We start from the raw sequence: 22,083 nt of genomic DNA on the forward strand, positions 1-22,083 counted from the left end.
CGCTCGGCGGAACCGTTCCCTCAGGTGGCCTAGGGTGGGGTGGGTGACGAGTTCGGAAGCCGGGGCGAGCGAGACCGAGGGCCCCGAGGGGCAGACCGCCGATGCCGGGCGGGCCGCAGAGCCGGGGGCCGCCGGGGAGTCCGGGGCCCGGCCCGAGGAGCGGTTGGAGCGGGCGGTACGGGTCGCCGAGCAGGCGTTGATCGAGTTCGAGATCGCGGTGGAGACCTTCCGTATCGAGGTCGACAACTTCTCCCGTCTGCATCACCAGAAGCTCGGCCCGATGTACGCGCGCCTGGACGAGCTGGACGCGGGGATCGCCGAGGCCAGGGCGGCCCGTAGTGGGGACCCCGAGGACCGGCGCAAGGCGGACGAGGCGCGCGCTCGGGTCATGCCCATGCCCAACGTGGAGGAACTGTTCCACGACTGGATGGACTCGGACGGGCTCTCGCCGGAGGCCGCGGCGATGCTCACCGGGCAGCCGGTTCGGCCGCCGCAGCGGGTGCGGCCCAGTGACGAGGCCCGCAAGCTCTACCGCGAGCTGGCCCGCAAGTCGCACCCGGACCTGGCCCAGGACGACAAGGAGCGGGACCGGCGCGAGGAGTTCATCGCCCGTGTCAACGCCGCCTATGCCCGGGGCGACGAGGCCCTGCTGCGGGAGCTGGCAGAGGAGTGGGCCGCCGGACCGGTACCGCCGGAGTGGGAGCCCAGCCGGAGCGAGGAGCTGTACGCCCGCCTCGAATGGCTGTCGCACCGCAAGGAGCTGCTGACCGTCGTCGCCCGCGAACTGGAGGAGAGCGCCATCGGCGCCATGCTCCGGATGGCGCCCGACGACCCGGACACCCTGCTGGAGGAGATCGCCGAGCAGCTCCTCGCCCAGGTCGCCGAGCGGGAATCCGAGCTGAGCCGGCTGGTCCAGGAGATCGGCTGAACCGTTCGTCCGGGCGTCGGGTAGCGTCGGGTGCATGCATTTCGGATCTGGTGTGCCCACAGTCGCGGTCGTTGATCTCGCGGACGGTGACTTCCTGCTGGACGTCCGCGAGGACGATGAATGGGAGGCGGGCCACGCCGATGGCGCGCTGCACATTCCGATCAGCGAATTCGTCGCCCGGTACGGCGAGTTGACGGAGGCCGCGCCGCAGGACGGCAAGATCCATGTGATCTGCCGCTCGGGTGGGCGTTCGGCACAGGTCGCCACCTATCTGGTGCAGCAGGGCATCGACGCCGTGAACGTGGACGGTGGCATGCAGGTCTGGGCCGCCACCGGGCGCCCCGTCGTGGATGCCAAGGGCGAGCCCGGCACCGTGATCTGACCCCGCCGGGACTCGGCCTGGCGGGTCAGCCCAGTGGGTGGGCCGCCAGCAGGTCGCCGAGGGTTTCCTCGTGGGCCGCCGCCGGGCCGAGGGACAGTTCCAGATGTTTGGCCCAGGCGTGATACCGGTGCAGCGGATACTCGGTGTCCGCGCCGAAGCCGCCATGCAGATGTTGCGCGGTCTGGGCGACCCGCCGTACCCCTTCCGACGCCCAGATCTTCGCCACCGCCACATCACCGGAGGCGGGCAGCGCCCCGTCCGCCTCCGTACTGATCCGCCACGCGGCCTGCCACAGGGTCGCCTCCATGGCGCGCAGGTCGATATAGCGGTCCGCCGCCTGTACGGCCACCGCCTGGAACGTCGCGACCGGGAACCCGAACTGTTCCCGCTTCCCCGTGTACGTACTGGTCATCCGCAGCACCGTCTCGCCCAGGCCGAGCGCCAGCGCGCACGTCCCCGTGGCCAGCAGATCCCGCAGCCACTCCCACGCCCCTTCGGCCTCGACGACCCTGTCGGCCGGGATGCGGGCCGACTCCAGTCGGAGTTCGCCCAGCCGTTCACCGGTGGTCGAGATCTGCTCGCCGAGCGCCACGCCCTTGTGCCCGCGCGGAACCAGCGCGAGGAGGGTGCGGCCCTCGCCGGTGTGGGCGGGTACGAGGATCAGGTCGGCGTTGTAGGCCCAGGGCACCGCCGTATGCGTACCGTCGAGGACCCAGGCGTCGCCGTCCCGGTGTGCCGTGACGGCGCGGTCGGCCGGGTCGTGTCCGCTGCGGCCGTTCGCCGCGACGGTCAGGACGAGTTCGCCCCGGGCGGCCCGGGGGAGGATGTCCCGCTTCAGCGCGTCGTCGCCGTGGACCTGGATCGCGTACGCGGCGGCGACGCTCTCCAGGAGTGGGACCCGGGCGAGTACCGTCCCCGCCTCGCGCAGCACCAGGCAGAGCGCGATGGCGTTCAGCCCCGCCCCGCCGTACTCCGGAGCCAGCGGCAGGCTCAGCAGATCGGCGTCCCTGAGCCGGGCCCACAGCGCGCGGTCGAAGTCGTCGGCGACGGCGCCCGGCGTCCGAGCGGGGCTCGGCACCCCGTCGGGTGCGACCCCGGAGAACACCGCCTTCGCCGCTTCGACGGCCGCCTGCTGCTCCTCGGTGAAGGTGAAGTCCACTGCCAGTCCTCCCGCGCACCCGGCCGACCCGGTCCAACGATCTGACGGAGCGTCAAGATAGAACAGGTTCTACAAGAAGGGAACGGGCCGGAGGCGACCTCGTGTGAGGGGGTGTCAGCGGTCGAAGTCCAGTTCCACCTTCTCCGTCGCGGGATGCGACTGGCACGCCAGGACGAATCCGGCCTCCGTCTCCTCGGGCTCCAGCGCGAAGTTCCGGTCCATCCGCACCTCGCCCGAGACCAGGAACGCCCGGCAGGTCCCGCACACCCCGCCCTTGCACGCGTACGGCGCGTCCGGCCGGTTGCGCAGGACCGCTTCGAGAAGCGACTCGCCATCCCGCACCGGCCAGGTCCCGGCGCGGCCGTCCAACTGTGCCGTGAGGGAACTGTGCGAGGGCGCCGACGACGAGGGTGCCGGTGGTGGTGCGGAGTCCACGTGGAAGATCTCCTCGTGGATACGGGAACGCGCGACGCCCAGTTCCCTGAGTGCCCGCTCCGCTCCCTGCACCAGCCCGAAGGGCCCGCACAGGAACCAGCCCGCGACCTGCCCGACCGGCAGCAGCGCCGGAAGCAGCCCGGTCAGCCTCTCCCGGTCGAGGCGGCCCGAGGGGAGCCCCGCCTGCTGCTCCTCGCGCGACAGGGCCGTGACCAGCTGGAACCGTTCGGGGAAGCGGTCCTTGAGATCGGCTACCTCCTCCAGGAACATCGTCGACGCCGCGGTCCGGTCGCTGCGTATCAGACAGAACCGGGCCTCCGGTTCCCGCGCCAGCAGGGTTCCCGCGATGGACAGGACCGGGGTGATACCGCTGCCGCCGACCACCGCCGCGTACAGTCCGGGCACCGGTTCCAGCGTGAAGCGTCCCGCCGGGGTCATCACCTCCACCGCGTCGCCCACGGCGAGTTCCTTCAGCGCGTACGTCGAGAAGGCGCCGCCGTCGACCAGGCGCACGCCCACCCGCAGGGTCCGGGGTCCTTCGGGGCCGGGCGCGGGGGAGCAGATCGAGTACGTACGGCGGACTTCCTCGCCGTTGAGGGTGCGGCGCAGGGCGAGGTGCTGGCCGGGTGCGTGGCGGTAGGCGGGGCGCAGTTCGGGCGGCACGTCGAAGGTGAGGGCGACGGCGTCGTCGGTGAGCGGGTCGACCGCCGCTACCCGGAGCGGGTGGAAGCGGGCCATCACAACTCCTTGAAGTGGTCGAACGGTTCACGGCAAGCGAGGCAGCGGCGCAGCGCCTTGCAGGCCGTCGACGAGAACCGGCTGAGTAGTTCGGTGTCGGCCGAGCCGCACTGCGGACAGCGCACCGGTTCCAGGTCCTGCGACGGTTCCAGATCCTGTACCTGTACCTGTTCCGGCTCCAGCACCGGTTCCGGTTGGTGTTCCGGCCCGGTGCCGGTGCCGGTGCCGGTGCCGGTGCTGATGCCGGTGCGGGTCGGGCCGAGGGTTACGGTCACCGGGCCCGCGGTGCGCTGGGTGCGCGGTGGCGCTATGCCGAACTCCCGCAGTTTGCGGCGGCCTTCGGCGGAGATGTCGTCGGTCGTCCAGGCGGGGCTGAGTACCGGGCGGACCGTCACCTCCGCCATGCCGTGGGCGTGCAGCACCTTCTCGATGTCCGTCGACATGGACTCCAGGGCGGGGCATCCGGTGTAGGTCGGGGTGAGGTCCACCTCGACGCTGTCGGGTCCGCTCAGCCGCACCGCGCGCAGGACGCCCAGCTCGGCCAGGGTGAGCACCGGCAGTTCGGGGTCCGGGACGGATCCGGCGAGCCGGCGCAGCTCGGCCTCCAGGACGGTGTCGAGCGTGCCCGTCGCCCCGGGGGTCACGGTCGGGTCGGTCACCATGTCGCCCCCGGGTGGCTGCGATGCAGATGCTGCATCTCGGCGAGCATCCGTCCGAACGGTTCCGTGTGTAGGCCCTGGCGGCCCGCGCCGGCCGTCCATGCCCCGGAGCGTGGGCCCTCGGGCAGGCTGAGCGTGGATTCCGCCAGGACGCCGCCGACCGAGCGCAGCCAGGCGGCCTCCATGCCCTCCAGGTCGACGCCCAGGCCACCCAGACCATCCGGGCCGTCAAGGGGTTGGAACATCTCGCCGGTGTACCGCCACAGCGCCGCGCAGGCCCGCCGCATCCGCTCATGGCTCTCGTCGGTGCCGTCGCCGAGGCGCCGTGTCCACTGCTCGGCGTGGTCCTGGTGGTAGGCGACCTCCTTGACGGCCTTCGCCGCGAGGGGTGCGAACTCGCTGTCGCCGACGGCCAGTTGCCCGTACAGCAGACGCTGGTAGGTGGAGAAGTAGAGCTGGCGGGCGATGGTGTGGGCGAAGTCGCCGTTGGGCTGTTCCACGAGCTGGAGGTTGCGGAAGGCGCGCTCCTCGCGGAGATACGCCAGTTCGTCCTCGTCGCCGACGAGGGACAGCAGGACCCGGGCCTGGCCGAGGAGGTCCAGGGCGATGTTGGCCAGGGCGACCTCTTCTTCGAGGACGGGTGCGTGGCCCGCCCACTCCCCCAGCCGGTGCGACAGCACCAGCGCGTCGTCGCCCAGCGCCAGGGCCGTGGCGGATGCGGTGATCGTCACAGGTGCTTCACCCCTTCCGGGATCTCGTAGAACGTGGGGTGGCGGTACGGCTTGTCCGCGGACGGTTCGAAGAAGGGGTCCTTCTCGTCCGGTGACGACGCCGTGATCGCGGTGGACGGGACCACCCAGATCGAGACGCCCTCACCGCGCCGTGTGTACAGATCGCGGGCATTGCGCAGGGCCAGCTCCGCGTCGGGTGCGTGCAGGCTGCCGGCGTGGGTGTGGGACAGGCCGCGCCGGGACCGCACGAAGACCTCCCACAGCGGCCAGTCCGTCGCCGTCGAGTCACTCATGCCGTCGCCTTCCCACTGGTGGTGTCGTGCTGCCCTGTGCCGGAGCTCTGTCCGGTGGTGTCGCTCCACTTGCGCGCGTGGGCCGCCGCCGCTTCCCGGACCCAGGCGCCCTCTTCATGGGCCGTGCGGCGCTGGGTGATCCGCTCTTCGTTGCACGGGCCGTTGCCCTTCAGGACCTCGCGGAACTCCGTCCAGTCGATCGGGCCGAAGTCGTGCTGTCCCCGCTCCTCGTTCCACTTCAGGTCCGGGTCCGGGAGTGTCAGGCCCAGGGATTCCGCCTGGGGTACGCAGATGTCCACGAAGCGCTGCCGCAGTTCGTCGTTGGAATGGCGCTTGATCTTCCACTCCATGGACTGCGCGCTGTGTGCCGACTCGTCGTCGGGCGGGCCGAACATCATCAGCGACGGCCACCACCAGCGGTTCACCGCGTCCTGTGCCATGTCGTGCTGTGCCGGGGTGCCGCGGCTGAGGGCGAGCAGCAGTTCGTACCCCTGGCGCTGGTGGAAGGACTCCTCCTTGCAGATGCGGACCATCGCACGGGCGTACGGGCCGTAGGAGCAGCGGCACAGGGGGACCTGGTTGGTGATCGCGGCGCCGTCCACCAGCCAGCCGATCGCGCCGACGTCTGCCCAGGTCAGGGTGGGGTAGTTGAAGATCGAGGAGTACTTCTGGCGGCCGGAGTGGAGCTTGTCGAGCAGTTCGTCGCGGCCGGTGCCGAGGGTCTCCGCGGCGCTGTACAGATAGAGGCCGTGCCCGGCCTCGTCCTGCACCTTGGCCATCAGGATCGCCTTGCGGCGCAGGGAGGGTGCGCGGGTGATCCAGTTGGCCTCGGGCTGCATGCCGATGATCTCCGAGTGGGCATGCTGCGCCATCTGTCGCACGAGGGTGGCGCGATAGGCGTCGGGCATCCAGTCGCGGGGCTCGATGCGCTCGTCGGCCGCGACCGCGGCATCGAAGACGGCCTCGAACGCCGCGGTGGTCGCGGCGTCGGCCGCGGTCCCGTCCGGCGTCGGTCGGGCCGTCTGCCGCGCTGCTGCTGTCGTCATGCCGGTCCCCTCGATTCGTGAGCCAGGCGGACCGACCGATCGTTCGGTCCGTTGAATTCAATGGTGGGACCAGGCGCCGTAAGGTGTCAACCCTGTGGATAACCTCGCGAACGCTGTGCTCGGCGGACGGGCCTGAGTACCGTGCCGGTGCGACGTGGCGGGGACCGGCCGCGGCGAACGGCCGGGATCGGGGAGGGGATCGGGGCGGAATGGACTCGTACGACAGGGACGCGGACGCCGTCGCGGACGCGGACCCGGGTGCCGACCAGGGCGCGGACCAGGGCGTCGACCGGGGTGCCGAGCGGCGGGCCCGCTCGGCGGGGGCTTCGGGGACGCGGGGTGAGGATGGCGCCGCGAGCCCCGGACCGGACGACCACCGGGACGACCACCCGGACAGCCACCCGGGCGGCGTGGACGGACCGGCCGGACCGGACGGCCCCTCGGATCAGCCTCTCCCGTCCCCTCCCTCCTCGTCGCCCCGCACTGCTCCGTCCGGGCGCCCCACTCACCCCACTCACCCCACTCACCCCACCCACCCCACCCACCCCGCACCCCTCGCACCTCCCGCACCCCCGCCCCACGACGCGCCGCCCGGGGCTCGTTCCGGGATAGCCGCGCTGTCCTTCCCGTACCAGATCGTCGCCGCGCTGACCCTCGCCGTCGTCGCGCTCGTGGCCTGCGTCCAGATCGCGATGGTGTTTCTGCACGTCGCCCCGTCGAACACCCTGACCAAGCGGCACGGGCAGGTCGTCGACGAGTGGATCTATCCCGAGTTCGAGCAGAACTGGAAGCTGTTCGCGCCCAATCCCCTGCAACAGAACGTCGCCGTGCAGGCCCGTGCCGAGGTGCGGAGCGCCGATGGATCCTCAACCACCACCGGCTGGTACGACCTCTCCGCGCGCGACGGTGCCGCCATAGACGGCAATCTGCTGCCGAGCCACACGGACCAGAACGAACTGCGTCGGGCCTGGGACTTCTTCGTGGCGTCGCACGACAACGAGAACCGTCCGAACGGTATGCGGGGCGAACTGTCCGAGCGCTACATCCGCCGCATCGTCGTCCAGCGCGTGCAGGACGAGCGGCCCGGGGGACAGGGGGCCGTCGTCGTACGGATACAGGTGCGCTCCAGCACCACGAACGTGCCGCCCCCGTCGTGGAGCAAGGAGACGGTCGACTCGCGTCCGGTGTACCGGCAGCTCGCCTGGTGGTCCGTGTCGGACGGTGACCGTTCCGTCGCCGCCGCCGACGGCACCCGCGCGCAGGACGACGCCCGGACGGAGGCGGGAGCCCGGTGAGCCGTAACCGCGACCCGCTCGCGCGGGGCATCGACCGTGTCACCGGCAGCGCCCTGGGCCCCTACCAGACGGCCGTCATACGGATCGGCTTCTCGGCCACCTGGCTGCTGTTCCTGCTGCGCGAACTCCCCCACCGCCAGGAGCTGTACGGGCCCGACGGGCCCTGGAGCTGGGACATGGCGCAGCAGCTCATCGCCGGCAACGAGGCGTTCACGGCCCTGATGTGGTCCGACAGCCAGGTCTGGTTCGAGATCGTCTACGGCTGCGCGATCCTGTCGAGCCTGCTGCTGATGCTCGGCTGGCACACGCGTGTGATGTCCGTGCTGTTCATGGTCGGTGTGCTGTCCCTCCAGAACCGCAGCATCTTCATGGGCGACGGCGGCGACAACGTCATCCATCTGATGTCGATGTATCTGGTGGTCACCCGCTGCGGGCAGGTCTGGTCGCTGGACGCGCGCAGGGCGCGGCGGGCCCGTGAGGCACACGCGCGTGGAGGGCGTTTCCGCGAGGACGTCGTGGGACCGGTGCTGTGGTGGGTGCTCGGACTCGTCCTGTCCGCGGTGACGTTCATGGGCGAACTCGGCTGGGGCTGGCTGCTGATCTTCTGGGGCCTGTGGGCGGTGCACGGCCTGTGGTGGCTGGTGAACCGGCACGCGCCGCGAAGTGAGCCCCGGCTCCTTCTCGACGTCATCGCCAACCTCGCGCACAACGCCGGGCTCCTCGTGATCATGGTCGAGGCGTGTCTGATCTACGCGACGGCGGGCTGGTACAAGATCCAGGGGAGCCGCTGGCAGGACGGTACGGCGGTCTACTACCCGCTCAACCTGGACTACTTCTCGCCGTGGCCCGCGCTGTCCGAGCTGATGTCGTCGTACGGGCTGTTCATCATGGTCGTCACGTACGCGACGGTCATCGTGCAGGTCGCGTTCCCGTTCACGCTGTTCAACCGCCGTGTCAAGAACGTGCTGCTCGCCGTCATGATCGGTGAGCACGCGGTCATAGCGGTGACGTTGGGCCTGCCGTTCTTCTCGCTGGCGATGATCGCGGCGGACGCGGTCTTCCTGCCGACGTCGTTCCTGCGCCGGGTGGGCGGATGGGCCTCCCGCGCGCGGGGACGTGTGCGGGGACGTGTGCTGCCGCGCGGCGGCGGCGCGCAGGGGAAGGTGCCGGGGCAGCGCACCGCTGAGATGCCGGTCGCCGGGAGCGGCGGCGACCCGCGCGCGTGGGGACCCGTTCCCGACCGGCAGGGGACCCCTCTTCCGGCGGAGGGGCCGCCTCCGCCGGCGGGCCGGTGACCGTCCCGGCGCGCACGTAGGCTGGCCCGCATGAAGGTGACGGCAGCGCACGACAGCGGTGACGGCGACCGGGCCGTGCGCGCCTGGCGGGGGCTCGCCGACGACGCCGTGCTGCTGGACGGCCTCCACGCCCTCAAGCACGCCCTGCGCTTCCACGCGCGGATTCCCGTCGCCCTGACCGCCGACCGGGCCGCGACGCTGGCCCTGGCGGACGAACTGGCGCCCGATGTGACGGCGGCCCTGGACGCTCTCCTGGTCGAGGTGCCCGACGCGACTTTGCGCGGCCTCGTCCCGCGCGTGCACCCGACGGGCGTCGCGGCCCTCGCGGTACGCCCGTCCCGCACCGACCAGCTCGCGGCGCTGGCGCGGCTGCCCAGGACCGCGCCCGTCGTCGTGCTCGACAACCCGCGCAACCTCGGCAACACGGGGGCCGTCATCCGCCTCGCGGCCGGCTTCGGCGCGACCGGAGTGATCACGACCGGCACGCTCGACCCCTGGCACCCCACCGTCGTACGCGGTGGCGCGGGGCTGCACTACGCGACGGCCGTCGAGCGGATGGACGTCGACGCGCTGCCCCGTGGGCCGCTGTTCGCGCTCGACGCGGAGGGCGAGGACATCCGGGGCCTGAAACTGCCCGACGACGCGGTGCTCGCGTTCGGCTCCGAACGCACCGGCCTGTCCGCACCCCTCCGCGCGCGTGCCGACCACGTCCTGTCGCTGCCGATGCGGGCCCAGGTGTCCAGCTACAACCTGGCGACCAGTGTGGCGATGACCCTCTTCCACTGGTCGACGACTTCCGGGACGGCGCTCGCACGCCAGGAGCGCGGGTCGCGGAAGTCCGTCTGAGCGGAGCCCGGGTACCGCTTGGACGGACTTCCGCGACCCACTGTCCCGTCAGCCCTCTCGGCGTACCTCTACGACCCGGAACCGGTTGGCCACGAACGCCCCGTCGCACAGGGCCGCGTTCGCCGCCGGGTTGCCGCCCGAGCCGTGGAAGTCCGAGAACGCGGCGGTCTGGTTGACGTACACCCCGCCCGTGAGGTTCAGCGAGAGCTGGGCGCACTCCTCCAGGCAGACCTCTTCGACGGCCTCGGCGAACTCGTCCGACGTGGTGTACGCGCCGACCGTCATCACGCCCTTGTCGCGCACCGTGCGCCGCAGCAACTCCAGCGCGTCGGCCGCCGAGTCGACGGCGACGGCGAAGGAGACCGGGCCGAAGCACTCTTCGAGGTACACGGCTTCCGCGTCCGGCTTGGCGCCGTCGAGCTTGACGATCACCGGCGTACGGACCACGGCGTCCGGGAACTCCGGGTTGCTGATCTCGCGTGAGGCCAGGGCGACTTCGCCGAGCCCGGGAGCGGCTTCCAGGCGGGCGCGGACGTCCGGGTTGACCAGCGCGCCCAGCAGGCCGCCCGCGCGGGCGTCGTCGCCCAGGAGTCCGGCGACCGAGGCGGAGAGGTCGGCGACGACCTCCTCGTACGACTTGGGGCCCGCGTCCGTCGTGATGCCGTCGCGCGGGATGAGCAGGTTCTGCGGTGTCGTGCACATCTGGCCGCTGTACAGGGACAGTGAGAACGCGAGGTTCGACAGCATGCCCGTGTAGTCGTCGGTCGAGTCCACGACGACGGTGTTGACGCCGGCCTTCTCCGTGTAGACCTGCGCCTGCCGGGCGTGGGTCTCCAGCCAGTCGCCGAACGCGGTCGACCCTGTGTAGTCGATGATCTTGATCTCGGGGCGCAGCGCGAGCGTCTTCGCGATGCCCTCACCGGGACGCTCGGCGGCCAGTGCGACGAGGTTCGGGTCGAAGCCCGCGTCGGCGAGCACCTCGCGGGCCACCTGGACCGTGAGGGCGAGCGGCAGCACCGCGCGCGGGTGGGGCTTGACCAGCACCGCGTTCCCCGTGGCGAGTGAGGCGAACAGGCCCGGGTAGCCGTTCCACGTCGGGAAGGTGTTGCAGCCGATCACCAGGGCGACACCGCGCCCCACCGGCGTGAACCGCTTGGTCAGCGCGAGCGGGTCACGCTTGCCCTGCGGCTTGGTCCACTCCGCGGTGTCGGGGGTGCGGACCTGCTCCGCATACGCGTACGCCACCGCTTCCAGGCCGCGGTCCTGCGCGTGCGGCCCGCCCGCCTGGAACGCCATCATGAACGCCTGCCCGCTGGTGTGCATCACCGCGTGCGCGAACTCGTGCGTGCGCGCGCTGATGCGGGCCAGGATCTCCAGACAGACCACGGCGCGCGTCTCAGCGCCCGCGTCGCGCCAGGCGCGCGTCCCCGCGCGCATGGCGGGCAGCAGCACGTCCAGGTCCGGGTGGGGGTAGGTGACGCCCAGCTCGATGCCGTACGGCGAGGTCTCGCCGCCGACCCAGTCGTCCGTGCCGGGTTGGGCGAGGTCGAGCCGGGTGCCGAGCAGTGCGTCGAAGGCGGACTTGCCCTCGGCCGCGCTCAGGCTGCCGTGCTCGCCGTACGCCTTCGGGTGCTCGGGGTGCGGGGACCAGTACGCGCGGGTACGGATCGCTTCCAGGGCCTGGTCGAGCACCGGCCGGTGCTTCTCGACCAGCTGATGCGCGGTGAGTTCGGCGACCATCAGGGACCAACTCCTCGTCGGGGCAGCTCTTCGTCGAGCCGGCGAGCTGGGCAGGAAAGGGCGGACAGAGTTAGAGTAACCGAACGATCGGTCGGGACAAGGGGGTCCGCTGAACCTGTGGACAACCCGGTGCGGGAGGATCGCGAGCATGACAGCACTCGACCTCAGCAGCCCCGTGGCCGTCGTCGGCACCGGCACCATGGGCCAGGGCATCGCCCAGGTCGCGCTCGTCGCCGGTCACCCGGTGCGGCTGTACGACGCCGTCCCGGGGCGCGCGCGGACCGCCGCCGTCGCCCTCGCCGCCTGCCTCGACCGGCTCGTCGAGAAAGGCCGGCTCACCGCCGCCGAACGGGACGCGGCCACCGCCCGGCTCCAGCCCGCCGAGGCCCTCGCCGCGCTGGCCGGTTCCGGCCTCGTGGTCGAGGCGATCGTGGAACGACTCGACGTCAAGCAGCAGCTCTTCCGCGCGCTGGAGGAGGTCGTGGACGACGACTGCCTGCTCGCCACCAACACGTCGTCCCTGTCGGTGACCGCCATCGGTGGCGCACTCGCCCACCCGGGCCGCTTCTTCGGACTGCACTTCTTCAACCCGGCGCCGCTGCTGCCCCTGGTCGAGGTGGTCTCCGGCTTCGCGACGGACTTCTCGTCGGCCACGCGCGCGTACGAGATGGCCAGCGACTGGGGCAAGACCCCGGTGGCCTGCGCGGACACCCCCGGGTTCATCGTCAACCGGATCGCGCGCCCCTTCTACGCCGAGGCGTTCGCCGTGCATGAGCACCAGGGCGCCGACCCGGCCACCATCGACGCCGTCCTGCGCGAGTGCGGCGGCTTCAAGATGGGCGCCTTCGAACTGACCGACCTCATCGGGCAGGACGTCAACGAGGCCGTCACGCGCTCCGTGTGGGACGCGTTCTTCCACGACGTGAAGTTCACCCCTTCGCTGGCCCAGCGCCGGCTGGTCGAGTCCGGCATGCTCGGCCGCAAGGCGGGCCGCGGCTGGTACGCGTACGGGGACGACGCCGAGCAGCCCGAACCGCACACCGCGGACCCCGTGCCGCCGCCCGCGCATGTCGTCGTCGAGGGCGACCTCGGACCCGCGGGTGACCTGCTCGACCTGATCCGTGAGGCGGGCGTCCCCGTGCGCGAGGAGGACGAGGACCACGGCACCCGGCTGGTGCTGCCCGGCGGCGGACAGCTCGCGCTCGCGGACGGCCAGACCTCCGTCGAGTTCCGTGACGTCGTCTACTTCGACCTGGCCTTCGACTACCGCTCGGCGACCCGGATCGCCCTGGCGGCCTCACAGGACACGTCGCCGCGCACTCTCAGGGAGGCCATCGGTCTCTTCCAGGCGCTCGGCAAGGACGTCAGCGTGATCGGCGACGTCCCCGGCATGATCGTCGCGCGGACGGTGGCCCGGCTGATCGACCTGGCCATGGACGCCGTCGCCAAAGGCGTCGCCACCGAGGAGGACATCGACACGGCGATGCGGCTGGGTGTCAACTACCCGCTGGGGCCCTTCGAATGGAACCGCAGACTCGGCAGGACCTGGGCGCATTCCCTTCTGGACGACCTGCATCTGCGCGACCCCTCCGGACGCTACGCGCCCTCGCTGGCGCTCTACCGTCACGCGTACGCCTCAGAGAAGCGGGAGTCCGCCTCATGACCACTGCCCAGGGCGCCATGCCCCCCGGCAAGCGCGACACGTACACGCCGGACTCCCTGCTCGCCGTCGCCGTCGGCGTGTTCATCGAGCGCGGTTACGACGGCACCTCCATGGAGCACCTGTCCAAGGCGGCCGGTATCTCCAAGTCCTCGATATACCACCACGTCGCGGGCAAGGAGGAGCTGCTGCGGCGGGCCGTCAGCCGGGCCATCGACGGACTGTTCGCGATCCTCGAAGAGGAGCACGCGCGCGTGGGGCGCCCCGTGGAGCGCCTGGAGCACGTCACCCGGCGCATGGTCGAGGTGCTGACCGACGAACTGCCGTATGTGACGCTGCTGCTGCGGGTGCGCGGGAACACGCCCACCGAGCGGTGGGCGCTGGAGCGCCGCAGGGACTTCGACCACCAGGTCGCCGAACTGCTGAAGGCCGCCGCCGCCGACGGGGACGTACGGGGTGACATCGAGGTGCGGCTCGCGACCCGGTTGGTGTTCGGGATGATCAACTCGATCGTGGAGTGGTACCGGCCCGACGGGCGGGGCAGCGGGGACCGTGAGGTCGCCGACGCCGTCGTCCGGATGGTCTTCGAAGGGCTCCGCGCGGAGCCCTGAGCGGCCCGGCGACCCGGTGGCCCAGCGGCTGGACAGCCCTGTAGGCCGGGGTCGGCACCCAGCGCGCGGCGCGCGCGGTCCCGTCAGGGCGCCTGCTCCAGGTTGTCCTCCTCGAACACCAGCAGCGTGCGGGTGCTCAGCACCTCGGGGATCGCCTGGAGCTTGGTGAGCACCAGCTCCCGCAGCGCCCTGTTGTCCGGCGTGTGCACCAGGAGCAGGACGTCGAAGTCGCCGCTGACCAGCGCGATGTGCGAGGCGCCGGGCAGCGCCCGCAACTGTTCGCGGACCGTGCGCCAGGAGTTCTGCACGATCTTCAGGGTGATGTACGCGGAGGCGCCCTGCCCCGCGCGCTCATGGTCGATCCGGGCGCCGAAGCCACGGATGACGCCGTCCTCGATGAGGCGGTTGATGCGCGAGTACGCGTTGGCGCGTGACACATGGACCCGCTCGGCGACCGACCGTATCGAGGCACGGCCGTCCGTCTGGAGCATCTGGAGGATGTCCCGGTCGATCGCGTCCAGCGGGCGCGGAGGGAGGTCGGGGACGGTTTCCTGCGGGCGCGCCACGGAATCGGTGCCGCCCGCGTCCTGTTCCTCGGCCATTCGTTCAGATGCCATGTCCCCCCGCCTCTCTACCATGGACGTACTGCGTCCATCCCAAGCTGTGGAGAACCGTTTGTCCACAGCCTGACGGTGCCTGTAGCCAAAATGTGCCGACGACCGAACAATCGGTAGGTGAGGCGAGTCACGTTGTCGCGCCTCGACCGCTCCCCTGGGGGAGACCGCTTCGACGAGGAGGTGCACGCGTGAAGAGGCAGAGCACGCCGGTGATGGAGCAGCGTGGCGCATACCGCCCCACGCCGCCGCCCGCCTGGCAGCCCCGTACCGACCCCGCCCCGCTGCTGCCCGACGCGGAGCCGTACCGCGTGCTGGGCACCCCGGCCGGCCGTACGGCCGACGTCGACCTGCTGCGCCGGCTGTACGCGGAGCTGGTCCGGGGCCGTCGCTACAACACGCAGGCGACCGCCCTCACCCGGCAGGGCAGGCTCGCCGTCTACCCGTCGAGCACCGGACAGGAGGCGTGCGAGGTCGCCGCCGCCCTCGTCCTCCAGGAACAGGACTGGCTCTTCCCCAGCTATCGGGACACGCTCGCCGTCGTCGCGCGCGGCGTCGACCCCGTCGAGACGCTGTCCCTGCTGCGCGGCGACTGGCACACCGGCTACGACCCGTCCGAACACCGCGTCGCGCCGCTCAGCACCCCCCTCGCGACCCAGCTCCCGCACGCCGTGGGTCTCGCGCACGCCGCGCGCCTCAACGGCGACGACGTGGTGGCGCTCGCCATGGTCGGCGACGGCGGCACCAGCGAGGGCGACTTCCACGAGGCGCTGAACTTCGCGGCCGTCTGGCAGGCACCCGTCGTCTTCCTGGTGCAGAACAACGGCTTCGCCATCTCCGTACCGCTCGCCAAGCAGACCGCCGCGCCGTCCCTGGCCCACAAGGCCGTCGGGTACGGCATGCGCGGACGCCTGGTCGACGGAAACGACGCACTGGCGATGCACGAGGTCCTCACCGAAGCCGTGCGCCACGCGCGCGAGGGCGGTGGCCCCACGCTCGTGGAGGCGGTCACCTACCGCCTGGAGGCGCACACCAACGCCGACGACGCCACCCGCTACCGCACGGACACCGAGGTCGAAGCCTGGCGGGCCCACGACCCGTTGGCCCTCGTCGAAAGGGAGCTGTCCGAGCGGAAACTCCTGGACGAGGAGGGGATACGGGCCGTGCGCGACGACGCCGAGGCGATGGCCGCCGACCTGCGTGAGCGGATGAACCAGGACCCGGTGCTCGACCCGATGGACCTCTTCACGCACGTGTACGCGGAGCAGACCACACAACTGCGCGAGCAGGCGGCCCAGTTGCGCGCCGAACTCGACGCGGCGGCGGACGGCCAGGACGACCACCCGGAAGGGGCCGGACGATGACCACCGTCGCGGCCAAACCGGCGACCATGGCGCAGGCACTCGGGCGCGCCCTGCGGGACGCCATGGCCGACGATCCCACCGTGCACGTCATGGGCGAGGACGTCGGCACGCTCGGCGGTGTCTTCCGGATCACGGACGGCCTCGCCCAGGAGTTCGGCGACGACCGGTGCACCGACACCCCGCTCGCCGAGGCGGGCATCCTCGGGACGGCCGTCGGCATGGCGATGTACGGGCTGCGGCCCGTCGTGGAGATGCAGTTCGACGCCTTCGCGTACCCCTCGTTCGAGCAGCTGATCTCGCACGTCGCCAAGATGCGCAACCGCACCAAGGGCGCCATGCCGATGCCCATCACCGTGCGCGTGCCCTACGGCGGCGGGATCGGCGGCGTCGAACACCACAGCGACTCCTCCGAGGCGTACTACATGGCGACGCCGGGTCTGACGGTCGTGACCCCGGCGACGGTCGCCGACGCGTACGGGCTGCTGCGGGCCGCCATCGCCTCCGACGACCCGGTGGTCTTCCTGGAGCCCAAGCGCCTGTACTGGTCCAAGGCGGACTGGAACCCCGGGCACCCGGTGTCCGTTGAACCCATAGGCCGGGCGGTGGTCCGGCGTGCGGGGACCAGCGCGACCCTCCTCACCTACGGGCCTTCGCTGCCCGTCTGTCTGGAGGCGGCCGAGGCGGCGCGAGCGGAGGGGTGGGATCTCGAAGTGGTCGATCTGCGCTCCCTGGTGCCCTTCGACGACGAGACGGTGTGCGCGTCGGTGCGGCGGACCGGACGGGCGGTGGTGGTGCACGAGTCGGGCGGCTTCGGCGGTCCGGGCGGTGAGATCGCGGCCAGGGTCACCGAGCGCTGCTTCCACTACCTTGAGGCTCCGGTACTGCGCGTGGCCGGGTTCGACATCCCGTATCCGCCGCCGATGCTCGAACGGCACCATCTGCCGGGCGTCGACCGGATCCTGGACGCCGTGGCGCGGCTTCAGTGGGAGGCGGAGAGCTGATGGCACAGGTGCTGGAATTCAAGCTGCCCGACCTCGGGGAGGGGCTCACCGAGGCGGAGATCGTCCGCTGGCTCGTCCAGGTCGGCGATGTCGTCGCCATCGATCAGCCGGTGGTCGAGGTCGAGACGGCCAAGGCGATGGTCGAGGTGCCCTGCCCGTACGGGGGCGTGGTCACGGCCCGGTTCGGCGAGGAGGGCACCGAACTGCCCGTCGGCGCACCGCTGTTGACGGTCGCCGTGGGAGCGCCGGCCGAAGGCGTCGGGACCTCGGGAGACGACGGGAACGAGACCTCCGGCAATGTGCTCGTCGGGTACGGGACGGGCGCCGCACCCGCGCGCCGCCGCCGGGTCCGCCCGGCCACGCCGGCACCGGCACCGGCACCGACTTCACCGGCACCGGCACCCACTCCTCTGACACTGGCCCCGGCACCCGGCGGCCCACTCCCCGTCATCTCCCCGCTCGTCCGCAAGCTGGCCCGCGAACACGGGCTTGATCTGGCCGAGTTGACGGGGTCGGGGCCTGACGGGCTGATCCTGCGGGCCGACGTCGAGTACGCCGTACGGGCCGCGGGACACCCCACCGCACCCACCTCACTCACGGCATCCACCACCACCGCTCCCCCTCGCACCGTCCCGCGCCCGGAACGGCCGGCCCCCGCCCCCACGTCGGCACCCACCCCCGCGCCCCACGGAGTCGGTACCAGAATCCCCCTCCGAGGAGTCCGTGGTGCCGTCGCCGACAAGCTGGCCCGCAGCCGCCGTGAGATACCGGAGGCCACCTGCTGGGTGGACGCGGACGCGACGGAACTGATGCGTGCGCGCACCGCGATGAACGCGTCGGGCGGCCCCAAGATCTCCCTGCTCGCGCTGCTCGCCCGTATCTGCACGGCCGCCCTGGCCCGGCATCCCGAACTCAACTCCACCGTGGACATGGCGGCGCGCGAGATCGTCCAGCTCGACGCCGTCCATATCGGGTTCGCCGCGCAGACCGAGCGCGGTCTCGTGGTGCCGGTGGTCAAGGACGCGCACCGGCGGGACGCGGAGTCGCTGAGCGCCGAGATCGGACGGCTCACCGAAGTGGCACGGGAAGGAAGGCTGACTCCCGGGGAACTCACGGGTGGGACCTTCACGTTGAACAATTACGGGGTGTTCGGGGTCGACGGATCCACGCCGATCATCAACCACCCCGAGGCGGCCATGCTGGGCGTCGGCCGGATCGTCCCCAAGCCCTGGGTGCACGAGGGGGAGTTGGCGGTCCGGCAGGTGGTGCAGCTGTCGCTCACCTTCGACCACCGGGTGTGCGACGGAGGCACGGCGGGCGGTTTCCTGCGGTTTGTGGCGGACTGCGTGGAACAGCCGGCGGTGCTCCTGCGCACCCTGTAGCGCGCCCGGTGAGCCACTGTCCGGAACCGGTACCAGCGCCGGTACCAGCCCCGATATAAGCGCCGGTACCAGCCAGGTTCCGGCGAGGGCTGCCGGTCAGGGACGCCGGTGTGTGACGAAATCTTCGTCGGCCCGTTCGGCCGGCGGGGTGGCAATGATCCTTCGGGCGCTCATACTCGGGGGATGACCGCGTATGACGTCGCGTATGACGCCGTAGTCCTCGCCGGGGGCGCCGCGAAGAGGCTCGGCGGGGCGGACAAGCCCGGGGTGCGGGTGGGCGGGCGCGCCCTGCTCGACCGTGTCCTCGCGGCCTGCCCCGGCGCGGACACGACCGTTGTCGTGGCGGACTCGCGCCCCACCGTCCGGCCGGTGACCTGGGCGCGCGAGGAACCGGCGGGCGCCGGTCCGCTCGCCGCGCTGGACGCGGGGCTGCGCCGCACCACGGCCGAGAAGGTGGTCGTGCTCTCGGCGGACCTGCCGTTCCTGGGCGAGGAGACGGTACGGGGACTCCTGGACGCCCTGCGCGCGGGCGACGCCGAGGGGGTCCTGCTCACCGACGCCGACGGACGCGACCAGCCCTTGGTCGCCGCGTACCGCGCCGCGCCGGTCCGTCGCGCACTGGCCGCGCTGACCGCCGAGCGCGGTGGCCTGACCGGTCTGCCGCTGCGGCTGCTGGTCGGCGCGTTGGACCTCACCCGTATCTCCGACCCGGTCGCGTCCTTCGACTGCGACACCTGGGACGACATCGCAGCCGCCCGGTCACGTATCAGGGAGCATGGGCACGTGTTGGACGAATGGATGACAGCGGTCAAGGACGAACTGGGCATCGACCTGGACGTCGACATCGGCGTACTGCTCGATCTGGCCCGCGACGCGGCGCACGGGGTGGCCCGGCCCGCGGCGCCGCTGACGACGTTTCTCGTCGGGTACGCGGCGGCGCAGGGCAAGGGCGGCCCCGAGGCGGTGGCCGAAGCGGCCCACAGGGCGGCGGCACTCGCCCTCCGCTGGGCCGCCGAGGACGACGCGGCCAAGGAAGAACCGGGCAAGGGAGAACCGGCCAAGGACGGTGCCGGCGATGCCGTGTCCGGTGAGGAAAAACCCGACGCACACCCGGAGACCGGATGACCGGCACCAACGCCCCGCGGTCCGTAGGGAGCACCGGGCTCGGCGGCGACGCACGGGACACCAGGGGAGGCACGGGCATGGTCGCCGGACCCCTCGACGACCTCGACGTGGACGAGGCACTGGCCCTGGTCAGGGCGGACCGCGACGCCGGCAGAACCACGAACAACGGCACCGGCACCGGCAAGAGCAACGGCACCGGCACCCCGTACGGATCGGGCAACCCCCCACCCCCTCCAGGCCCACACCGCCCAGGCACCCCCGCCCCCGGCACCCCCGCCCCCGGCATCCCCGGCCGAGGCACACCCACCCCGGCCACCCCGCCCCCCACCGCCAAAGACCAGCCCTACGACTACGACCAGGACCAGAAGCACCCACCCGGCGACGCGACCACACCGGCACCCGGAACACCCCCCGGCACCGGAACGGCACCCGGCACCGCCCCCGGCACCGCCACCGCCTGGCCCGAAGCCCGCGCCCTCGCGGCCCACACCGCGAGGTCCCGTACCGCGAGGTCCCGCACCCCGGTCCGCGTACCGCTCGATGCCGCGCTAGGACTGGTTCTCGCCGAGCCCCTCACCGCGCTCACCGACCTGCCGTCCTTCGACACCTCGGCGATGGACGGGTTCGCGGTTGCGGGGCCGGGACCGTGGGAGGTGCGCGGCGAGGGCGTGCTCGCGGGGCACGGGGAGCCGGCAGAGCTGAGTGACGGGGAGGCCGTGCGCATCGCGACCGGTGCGCGGATCCCGAAGGACGCCACCGCCGTCATCCGCAGCGAGCACGGCCGCCTGGACGACAAGGGGCGGCTGCACGCCACACGCGAGGTGCACCAGGGCCAGGACATCCGGCCGCGCGGTCAGGAGTGCCGCAGCGGCGACGAACTGCTGCCGCCCTCGGCCGTCGTGACCCCGGCGGTGCTCGGGCTCGCGGCGGCGGCGGGGTACGACGAACTGCTGACGGTTCCGCGTCCGACCGCCGAAGTGCTGGTCCTGGGCGATGAGTTGCTGACCGAAGGGCTGCCGAAGGACGGGCTGATCCGGGACGCGCTCGGTCCCATGTTGCCGCCATGGCTGCGCGCACTGGGTGCCCAGGTGACCGCGGTGCGCAGGCTCGGCGACGACGCGGCGGCTCTGCGCAAGGCGATCACCACCTCCCGCGCGGACCTGATCGTGACGACGGGCGGTACGGCGGCGGGGCCCGTCGACCATGTGCACCCGACGCTCGACCGGATCGGTGCCGCACTCCTCGTGGACGGGGTGAAGGTGCGTCCGGGGCATCCCATGCTGTTGGCGCGTACGAAGGAGGACCAGTTCCTCGTCGGGCTGCCCGGCAATCCGCTGGCCGCGGTGTCCGGGCTGCTCACCCTGGCTGAACCCCTGCTGAGGACGCTCGCGGGACGTCTGGCGCCGGAGCCGTACACGGCACCCGTGCGGGACGCGGTGCACGGGCACCCGTACGACACCCGGCTGGTTCCCGTGACCTTGCGCGGCGAGCGGGCCGTGCCGTTGCACTACAACGGGCCCGCGATGCTGCGCGGGATCGCCGGCGCCGATGGGCTCGCGGTCGTGCCGCCCGGTGGGGCGCGGGCCGGTCAGGAGCTGGAGATCCTTGACCTGCCGTGGGCGCTGTCCGGGACCGGGGAGTGTTTCACGTGAAACTTCCCGGCCATGACGCGATTGCCCGCCAGGCCGACGAACACCTCGTCAGATCCCGGGTGAAGCTGCCCCGACGGGTGGTCGAACGGCCCCTGTGGCAGGTCGCCAAGCGGCTGTTGATGGCGCTCGTCGTACTCGTCGGGACGGCCTTCATCGTGTACGCGGACCGTGAGGGGTACGGCGACAACTCCGATGGCTCGGTCGATCTGCTCGACGCCTTCTACTACGCGACCGTCACGCTCTCGACCACGGGTTATGGCGACATCACTCCGGTCAGTGACGGTGCCCGTCTGACCAACATCCTTGTCATCACGCCGCTGCGTGTGCTCTTCCTGATCATCCTGGTCGGTACGACGCTGGAGGTGCTCACCGAACGCACCCGGGAGGAGTGGCGGCTGAATCGCTGGAGGTCCAACTTGCGTGACCACACCGTCGTCGTGGGCTTCGGTACGAAGGGCCGCTCGGCGATTCAGACCGTCTGTGCGACGGGGCTGAAGAAGGAACAGGTCGTGGTGGTCGACCCCAGTGGCAAGGTCATCGAAGCGGCCACGGCGGAAGGGTTCGTCGGGGTGATAGGTGACGCGACCCGCAGCGATGTGCTGATCCGGGCCGAGGTGCAGAAGGCCCGTCAGATCATCATCGCCACCCAGCGCGACGACACCGCCGTGCTGGTCACGCTCACCGCCCGGCAGCTCAACCGGAAGGCCAAGATCGTGGCGGCCGTCCGGGAGGAGGAGAACGCTCCGCTGCTGAGGCAGTCGGGCGCCGACGCCGTGATCACCAGTGCCAGCGCGGCCGGACGGCTCCTGGGCCTGTCGGTACTCAGCCCCAGCGCGGGCATGGTGATGGAGGACCTGATCCAGCAGGGCAGCGGTCTCGATCTGGTCGAACGCCCCGTGATAAAGGCCGAGGTGGGGCTCGGGGTCCGGGAGACCGAGGATCTGGTGGTGAGCGTGGTGCGGGGGCACCGGGTGCTCGGCTACGACGATCCGGCCATCGGCACCTTGCAGTTGATGGACCGTCTGATCACGATCGTGCGGGCGTCAACGGTGTCGCAGGTGGCGCCGGACATCCGTCCCCTGCCCCGGGACTGAGCCGCCCGGAAGGGGGTACGGAGTAGCCTCGGC

At 71.6% G+C, this 22,083-nt stretch carries 21 protein-coding genes; 13 read left to right on the forward strand and 8 right to left on the reverse strand.

The features are described 5' to 3' along the window. Window positions 1–43: 43 nt before the first annotated feature. Together ACFVT5_RS27710 and ACFVT5_RS27715 are read left to right on the forward strand one after the other, a co-directional pair. Window positions 44–928 carry a J domain-containing protein gene (locus tag ACFVT5_RS27710; protein WP_389893547.1) on the forward strand — a complete coding sequence of 295 codons (885 nt, stop codon included), beginning with the start codon at window positions 44–46 and terminating at the stop codon, window positions 926–928. A gap of 52 nt (window positions 929–980) precedes the next feature. After that, window positions 981–1,310: a rhodanese-like domain-containing protein gene (locus tag ACFVT5_RS27715; protein ID WP_389893891.1), complete on the forward strand. Its 330-nt coding sequence runs from the start codon at window positions 981–983 to the stop codon at window positions 1,308–1,310. Window positions 1,311–1,335: 25 nt separating this feature from the next. Here ACFVT5_RS27715 and ACFVT5_RS27720 read toward each other — a convergent pair whose 3' ends face one another. The 6 genes from ACFVT5_RS27720 to paaA form a co-directional block, all read right to left on the reverse strand. Continuing rightward, the gene (locus ACFVT5_RS27720) at window positions 1,336–2,469 is read right to left on the reverse strand and encodes an acyl-CoA dehydrogenase family protein (protein ID WP_389893550.1); all 1,134 of its coding nucleotides are present in this window, start codon (window positions 2,467–2,469) and stop codon (window positions 1,336–1,338) included. Between the two features lie 114 nt (window positions 2,470–2,583). Continuing rightward, entirely contained in the window at window positions 2,584–3,642 is a 1,059-nt protein-coding gene (locus tag ACFVT5_RS27725) for a 2Fe-2S iron-sulfur cluster-binding protein (RefSeq protein ID WP_389893553.1), read from the reverse strand. Continuing rightward, a complete protein-coding gene (gene paaD, locus ACFVT5_RS27730) occupies window positions 3,642–4,304 on the reverse strand; it encodes a 1,2-phenylacetyl-CoA epoxidase subunit PaaD (RefSeq protein WP_389893556.1) in 663 nt (220 codons plus the stop codon). Before paaD ends, ACFVT5_RS27725 begins: the two co-directional genes overlap by 1 nt. Next, complete coding sequence (paaC, locus tag ACFVT5_RS27735; protein ID WP_389893559.1) at window positions 4,298–5,032, reverse strand: 1,2-phenylacetyl-CoA epoxidase subunit PaaC; 735 nt, start codon at window positions 5,030–5,032, stop codon at window positions 4,298–4,300. Before paaC ends, paaD begins: the two co-directional genes overlap by 7 nt. Continuing rightward, entirely contained in the window at window positions 5,029–5,325 is a 297-nt protein-coding gene (gene paaB / locus ACFVT5_RS27740; RefSeq protein ID WP_389893562.1) for a 1,2-phenylacetyl-CoA epoxidase subunit PaaB, read from the reverse strand. The genes paaC and paaB overlap by 4 nt, the downstream gene beginning before the upstream one ends. Further along, window positions 5,322–6,371 carry a 1,2-phenylacetyl-CoA epoxidase subunit PaaA gene (paaA, locus tag ACFVT5_RS27745; RefSeq protein ID WP_389893565.1) on the reverse strand — a complete coding sequence of 350 codons (1,050 nt, stop codon included), beginning with the start codon at window positions 6,369–6,371 and terminating at the stop codon, window positions 5,322–5,324. Before paaA ends, paaB begins: the two co-directional genes overlap by 4 nt. Before the next feature lie 209 nt (window positions 6,372–6,580). Between paaA and ACFVT5_RS27750 the strand changes: the two genes are divergently transcribed. Genes ACFVT5_RS27750 through ACFVT5_RS27760 form a run of 3 tightly spaced genes read left to right on the forward strand, consistent with a single transcriptional unit; the run spans window position 6,581 to window position 9,807 of the window. Continuing rightward, complete coding sequence (locus tag ACFVT5_RS27750) at window positions 6,581–7,666, forward strand: DUF5819 family protein (RefSeq protein ID WP_389893568.1); 1,086 nt, start codon at window positions 6,581–6,583, stop codon at window positions 7,664–7,666. Continuing rightward, window positions 7,663–8,961, forward strand: coding sequence for an HTTM domain-containing protein (locus ACFVT5_RS27755; RefSeq protein WP_389893571.1), 1,299 nt, complete (start codon window positions 7,663–7,665; stop codon window positions 8,959–8,961). The genes ACFVT5_RS27750 and ACFVT5_RS27755 overlap by 4 nt, the downstream gene beginning before the upstream one ends. 30 nt (window positions 8,962–8,991) lie before the next feature. Then, window positions 8,992–9,807 (forward strand): TrmH family RNA methyltransferase, encoded by an 816-nt coding sequence (locus ACFVT5_RS27760; protein WP_389893574.1) that lies wholly within the window; start codon window positions 8,992–8,994, stop codon window positions 9,805–9,807. Between the two features lie 48 nt (window positions 9,808–9,855). Here ACFVT5_RS27760 and paaN read toward each other — a convergent pair whose 3' ends face one another. After that, complete coding sequence (gene paaN, locus ACFVT5_RS27765; protein WP_389893577.1) at window positions 9,856–11,547, reverse strand: phenylacetic acid degradation protein PaaN; 1,692 nt, start codon at window positions 11,545–11,547, stop codon at window positions 9,856–9,858. Window positions 11,548–11,695: 148 nt separating this feature from the next. On the opposite strand from paaN, the gene ACFVT5_RS27770 reads away from it, so the two are divergent. Further along, window positions 11,696–13,210 carry a 3-hydroxyacyl-CoA dehydrogenase gene (locus ACFVT5_RS27770; RefSeq protein ID WP_389893580.1) on the forward strand — a complete coding sequence of 505 codons (1,515 nt, stop codon included), beginning with the start codon at window positions 11,696–11,698 and terminating at the stop codon, window positions 13,208–13,210. Window positions 13,211–13,227: 17 nt separating this feature from the next. Continuing rightward, window positions 13,228–13,818, forward strand: a complete 591-nt coding sequence (locus tag ACFVT5_RS27775) for a TetR/AcrR family transcriptional regulator (RefSeq protein ID WP_389893893.1) — start codon at window positions 13,228–13,230, stop codon at window positions 13,816–13,818. 83 nt (window positions 13,819–13,901) lie between these two features. On the opposite strand, the gene ACFVT5_RS27780 is transcribed toward ACFVT5_RS27775, so the two are convergent. Then, window positions 13,902–14,435, reverse strand: a complete 534-nt coding sequence (locus ACFVT5_RS27780; protein ID WP_389893583.1) for an Lrp/AsnC family transcriptional regulator — start codon at window positions 14,433–14,435, stop codon at window positions 13,902–13,904. Window positions 14,436–14,647: 212 nt separating this feature from the next. Here ACFVT5_RS27780 and pdhA point away from each other — a divergent pair, with 212 nt between their 5' ends. The 6 genes from pdhA to ACFVT5_RS27810 all read left to right on the forward strand — a co-directional run bounded on the left by pdhA (window position 14,648) and on the right by ACFVT5_RS27810 (window position 22,050). Continuing rightward, window positions 14,648–15,796, forward strand: coding sequence for a pyruvate dehydrogenase (acetyl-transferring) E1 component subunit alpha (pdhA, locus tag ACFVT5_RS27785; RefSeq protein ID WP_389893895.1), 1,149 nt, complete (start codon window positions 14,648–14,650; stop codon window positions 15,794–15,796). Further along, the gene (locus tag ACFVT5_RS27790) at window positions 15,793–16,797 is read left to right on the forward strand and encodes an alpha-ketoacid dehydrogenase subunit beta (RefSeq protein ID WP_389893586.1); all 1,005 of its coding nucleotides are present in this window, start codon (window positions 15,793–15,795) and stop codon (window positions 16,795–16,797) included. The genes pdhA and ACFVT5_RS27790 overlap by 4 nt, the downstream gene beginning before the upstream one ends. Continuing rightward, window positions 16,797–18,179, forward strand: a complete 1,383-nt coding sequence (locus tag ACFVT5_RS27795) for a dihydrolipoamide acetyltransferase family protein (RefSeq protein WP_389893589.1) — start codon at window positions 16,797–16,799, stop codon at window positions 18,177–18,179. The genes ACFVT5_RS27790 and ACFVT5_RS27795 overlap by 1 nt, the downstream gene beginning before the upstream one ends. A gap of 183 nt (window positions 18,180–18,362) precedes the next feature. After that, window positions 18,363–19,304 (forward strand): NTP transferase domain-containing protein, encoded by a 942-nt coding sequence (locus tag ACFVT5_RS27800; protein WP_389893592.1) that lies wholly within the window; start codon window positions 18,363–18,365, stop codon window positions 19,302–19,304. Then, window positions 19,301–20,956: a molybdopterin molybdotransferase MoeA gene (locus tag ACFVT5_RS27805; protein WP_389893595.1), complete on the forward strand. Its 1,656-nt coding sequence runs from the start codon at window positions 19,301–19,303 to the stop codon at window positions 20,954–20,956. Before ACFVT5_RS27800 ends, ACFVT5_RS27805 begins: the two co-directional genes overlap by 4 nt. Then, complete coding sequence (locus tag ACFVT5_RS27810; protein ID WP_389893598.1) at window positions 20,953–22,050, forward strand: potassium channel family protein; 1,098 nt, start codon at window positions 20,953–20,955, stop codon at window positions 22,048–22,050. Before ACFVT5_RS27805 ends, ACFVT5_RS27810 begins: the two co-directional genes overlap by 4 nt. The last annotated feature ends 33 nt before the right edge of the window (window positions 22,051–22,083 follow it).

Source organism: Streptomyces sp. NPDC058001 (assembly GCF_042886315.1).
GTDB lineage: Bacteria > Actinomycetota > Actinomycetes > Streptomycetales > Streptomycetaceae > Streptomyces.

Bases quoted from the DNA above. Each gene is read 5' to 3' on its own strand.
- pdhA (WP_389893895.1), top strand. From the start codon at position 14,648: ATGGAGCAGCGTGGCGCATACCGCCCCACGCCGCCGCCCGCCTGGCAG.
- ACFVT5_RS27760 (WP_389893574.1), top strand. From the start codon at position 8,992: ATGAAGGTGACGGCAGCGCACGACAGCGGTGACGGCGACCGGGCCGTG.
- paaD (WP_389893556.1), bottom strand. From the start codon at position 4,304: ATGGTGACCGACCCGACCGTGACCCCCGGGGCGACGGGCACGCTCGAC.
- ACFVT5_RS27800 (WP_389893592.1), top strand. From the start codon at position 18,363: ATGACCGCGTATGACGTCGCGTATGACGCCGTAGTCCTCGCCGGGGGC.
- paaB (WP_389893562.1), bottom strand. From the start codon at position 5,325: ATGAGTGACTCGACGGCGACGGACTGGCCGCTGTGGGAGGTCTTCGTG.
- paaA (WP_389893565.1), bottom strand. From the start codon at position 6,371: ATGACGACAGCAGCAGCGCGGCAGACGGCCCGACCGACGCCGGACGGG.
- ACFVT5_RS27725 (WP_389893553.1), bottom strand. From the start codon at position 3,642: ATGGCCCGCTTCCACCCGCTCCGGGTAGCGGCGGTCGACCCGCTCACC.
- ACFVT5_RS27805 (WP_389893595.1), top strand. From the start codon at position 19,301: ATGACCGGCACCAACGCCCCGCGGTCCGTAGGGAGCACCGGGCTCGGC.
- ACFVT5_RS27780 (WP_389893583.1), bottom strand. From the start codon at position 14,435: ATGGCATCTGAACGAATGGCCGAGGAACAGGACGCGGGCGGCACCGAT.
- ACFVT5_RS27795 (WP_389893589.1), top strand. From the start codon at position 16,797: ATGGCACAGGTGCTGGAATTCAAGCTGCCCGACCTCGGGGAGGGGCTC.
- ACFVT5_RS27770 (WP_389893580.1), top strand. From the start codon at position 11,696: ATGACAGCACTCGACCTCAGCAGCCCCGTGGCCGTCGTCGGCACCGGC.
- paaN (WP_389893577.1), bottom strand. From the start codon at position 11,547: ATGGTCGCCGAACTCACCGCGCATCAGCTGGTCGAGAAGCACCGGCCG.
- ACFVT5_RS27775 (WP_389893893.1), top strand. From the start codon at position 13,228: ATGCCCCCCGGCAAGCGCGACACGTACACGCCGGACTCCCTGCTCGCC.
- ACFVT5_RS27790 (WP_389893586.1), top strand. From the start codon at position 15,793: ATGACCACCGTCGCGGCCAAACCGGCGACCATGGCGCAGGCACTCGGG.
- ACFVT5_RS27750 (WP_389893568.1), top strand. From the start codon at position 6,581: ATGGACTCGTACGACAGGGACGCGGACGCCGTCGCGGACGCGGACCCG.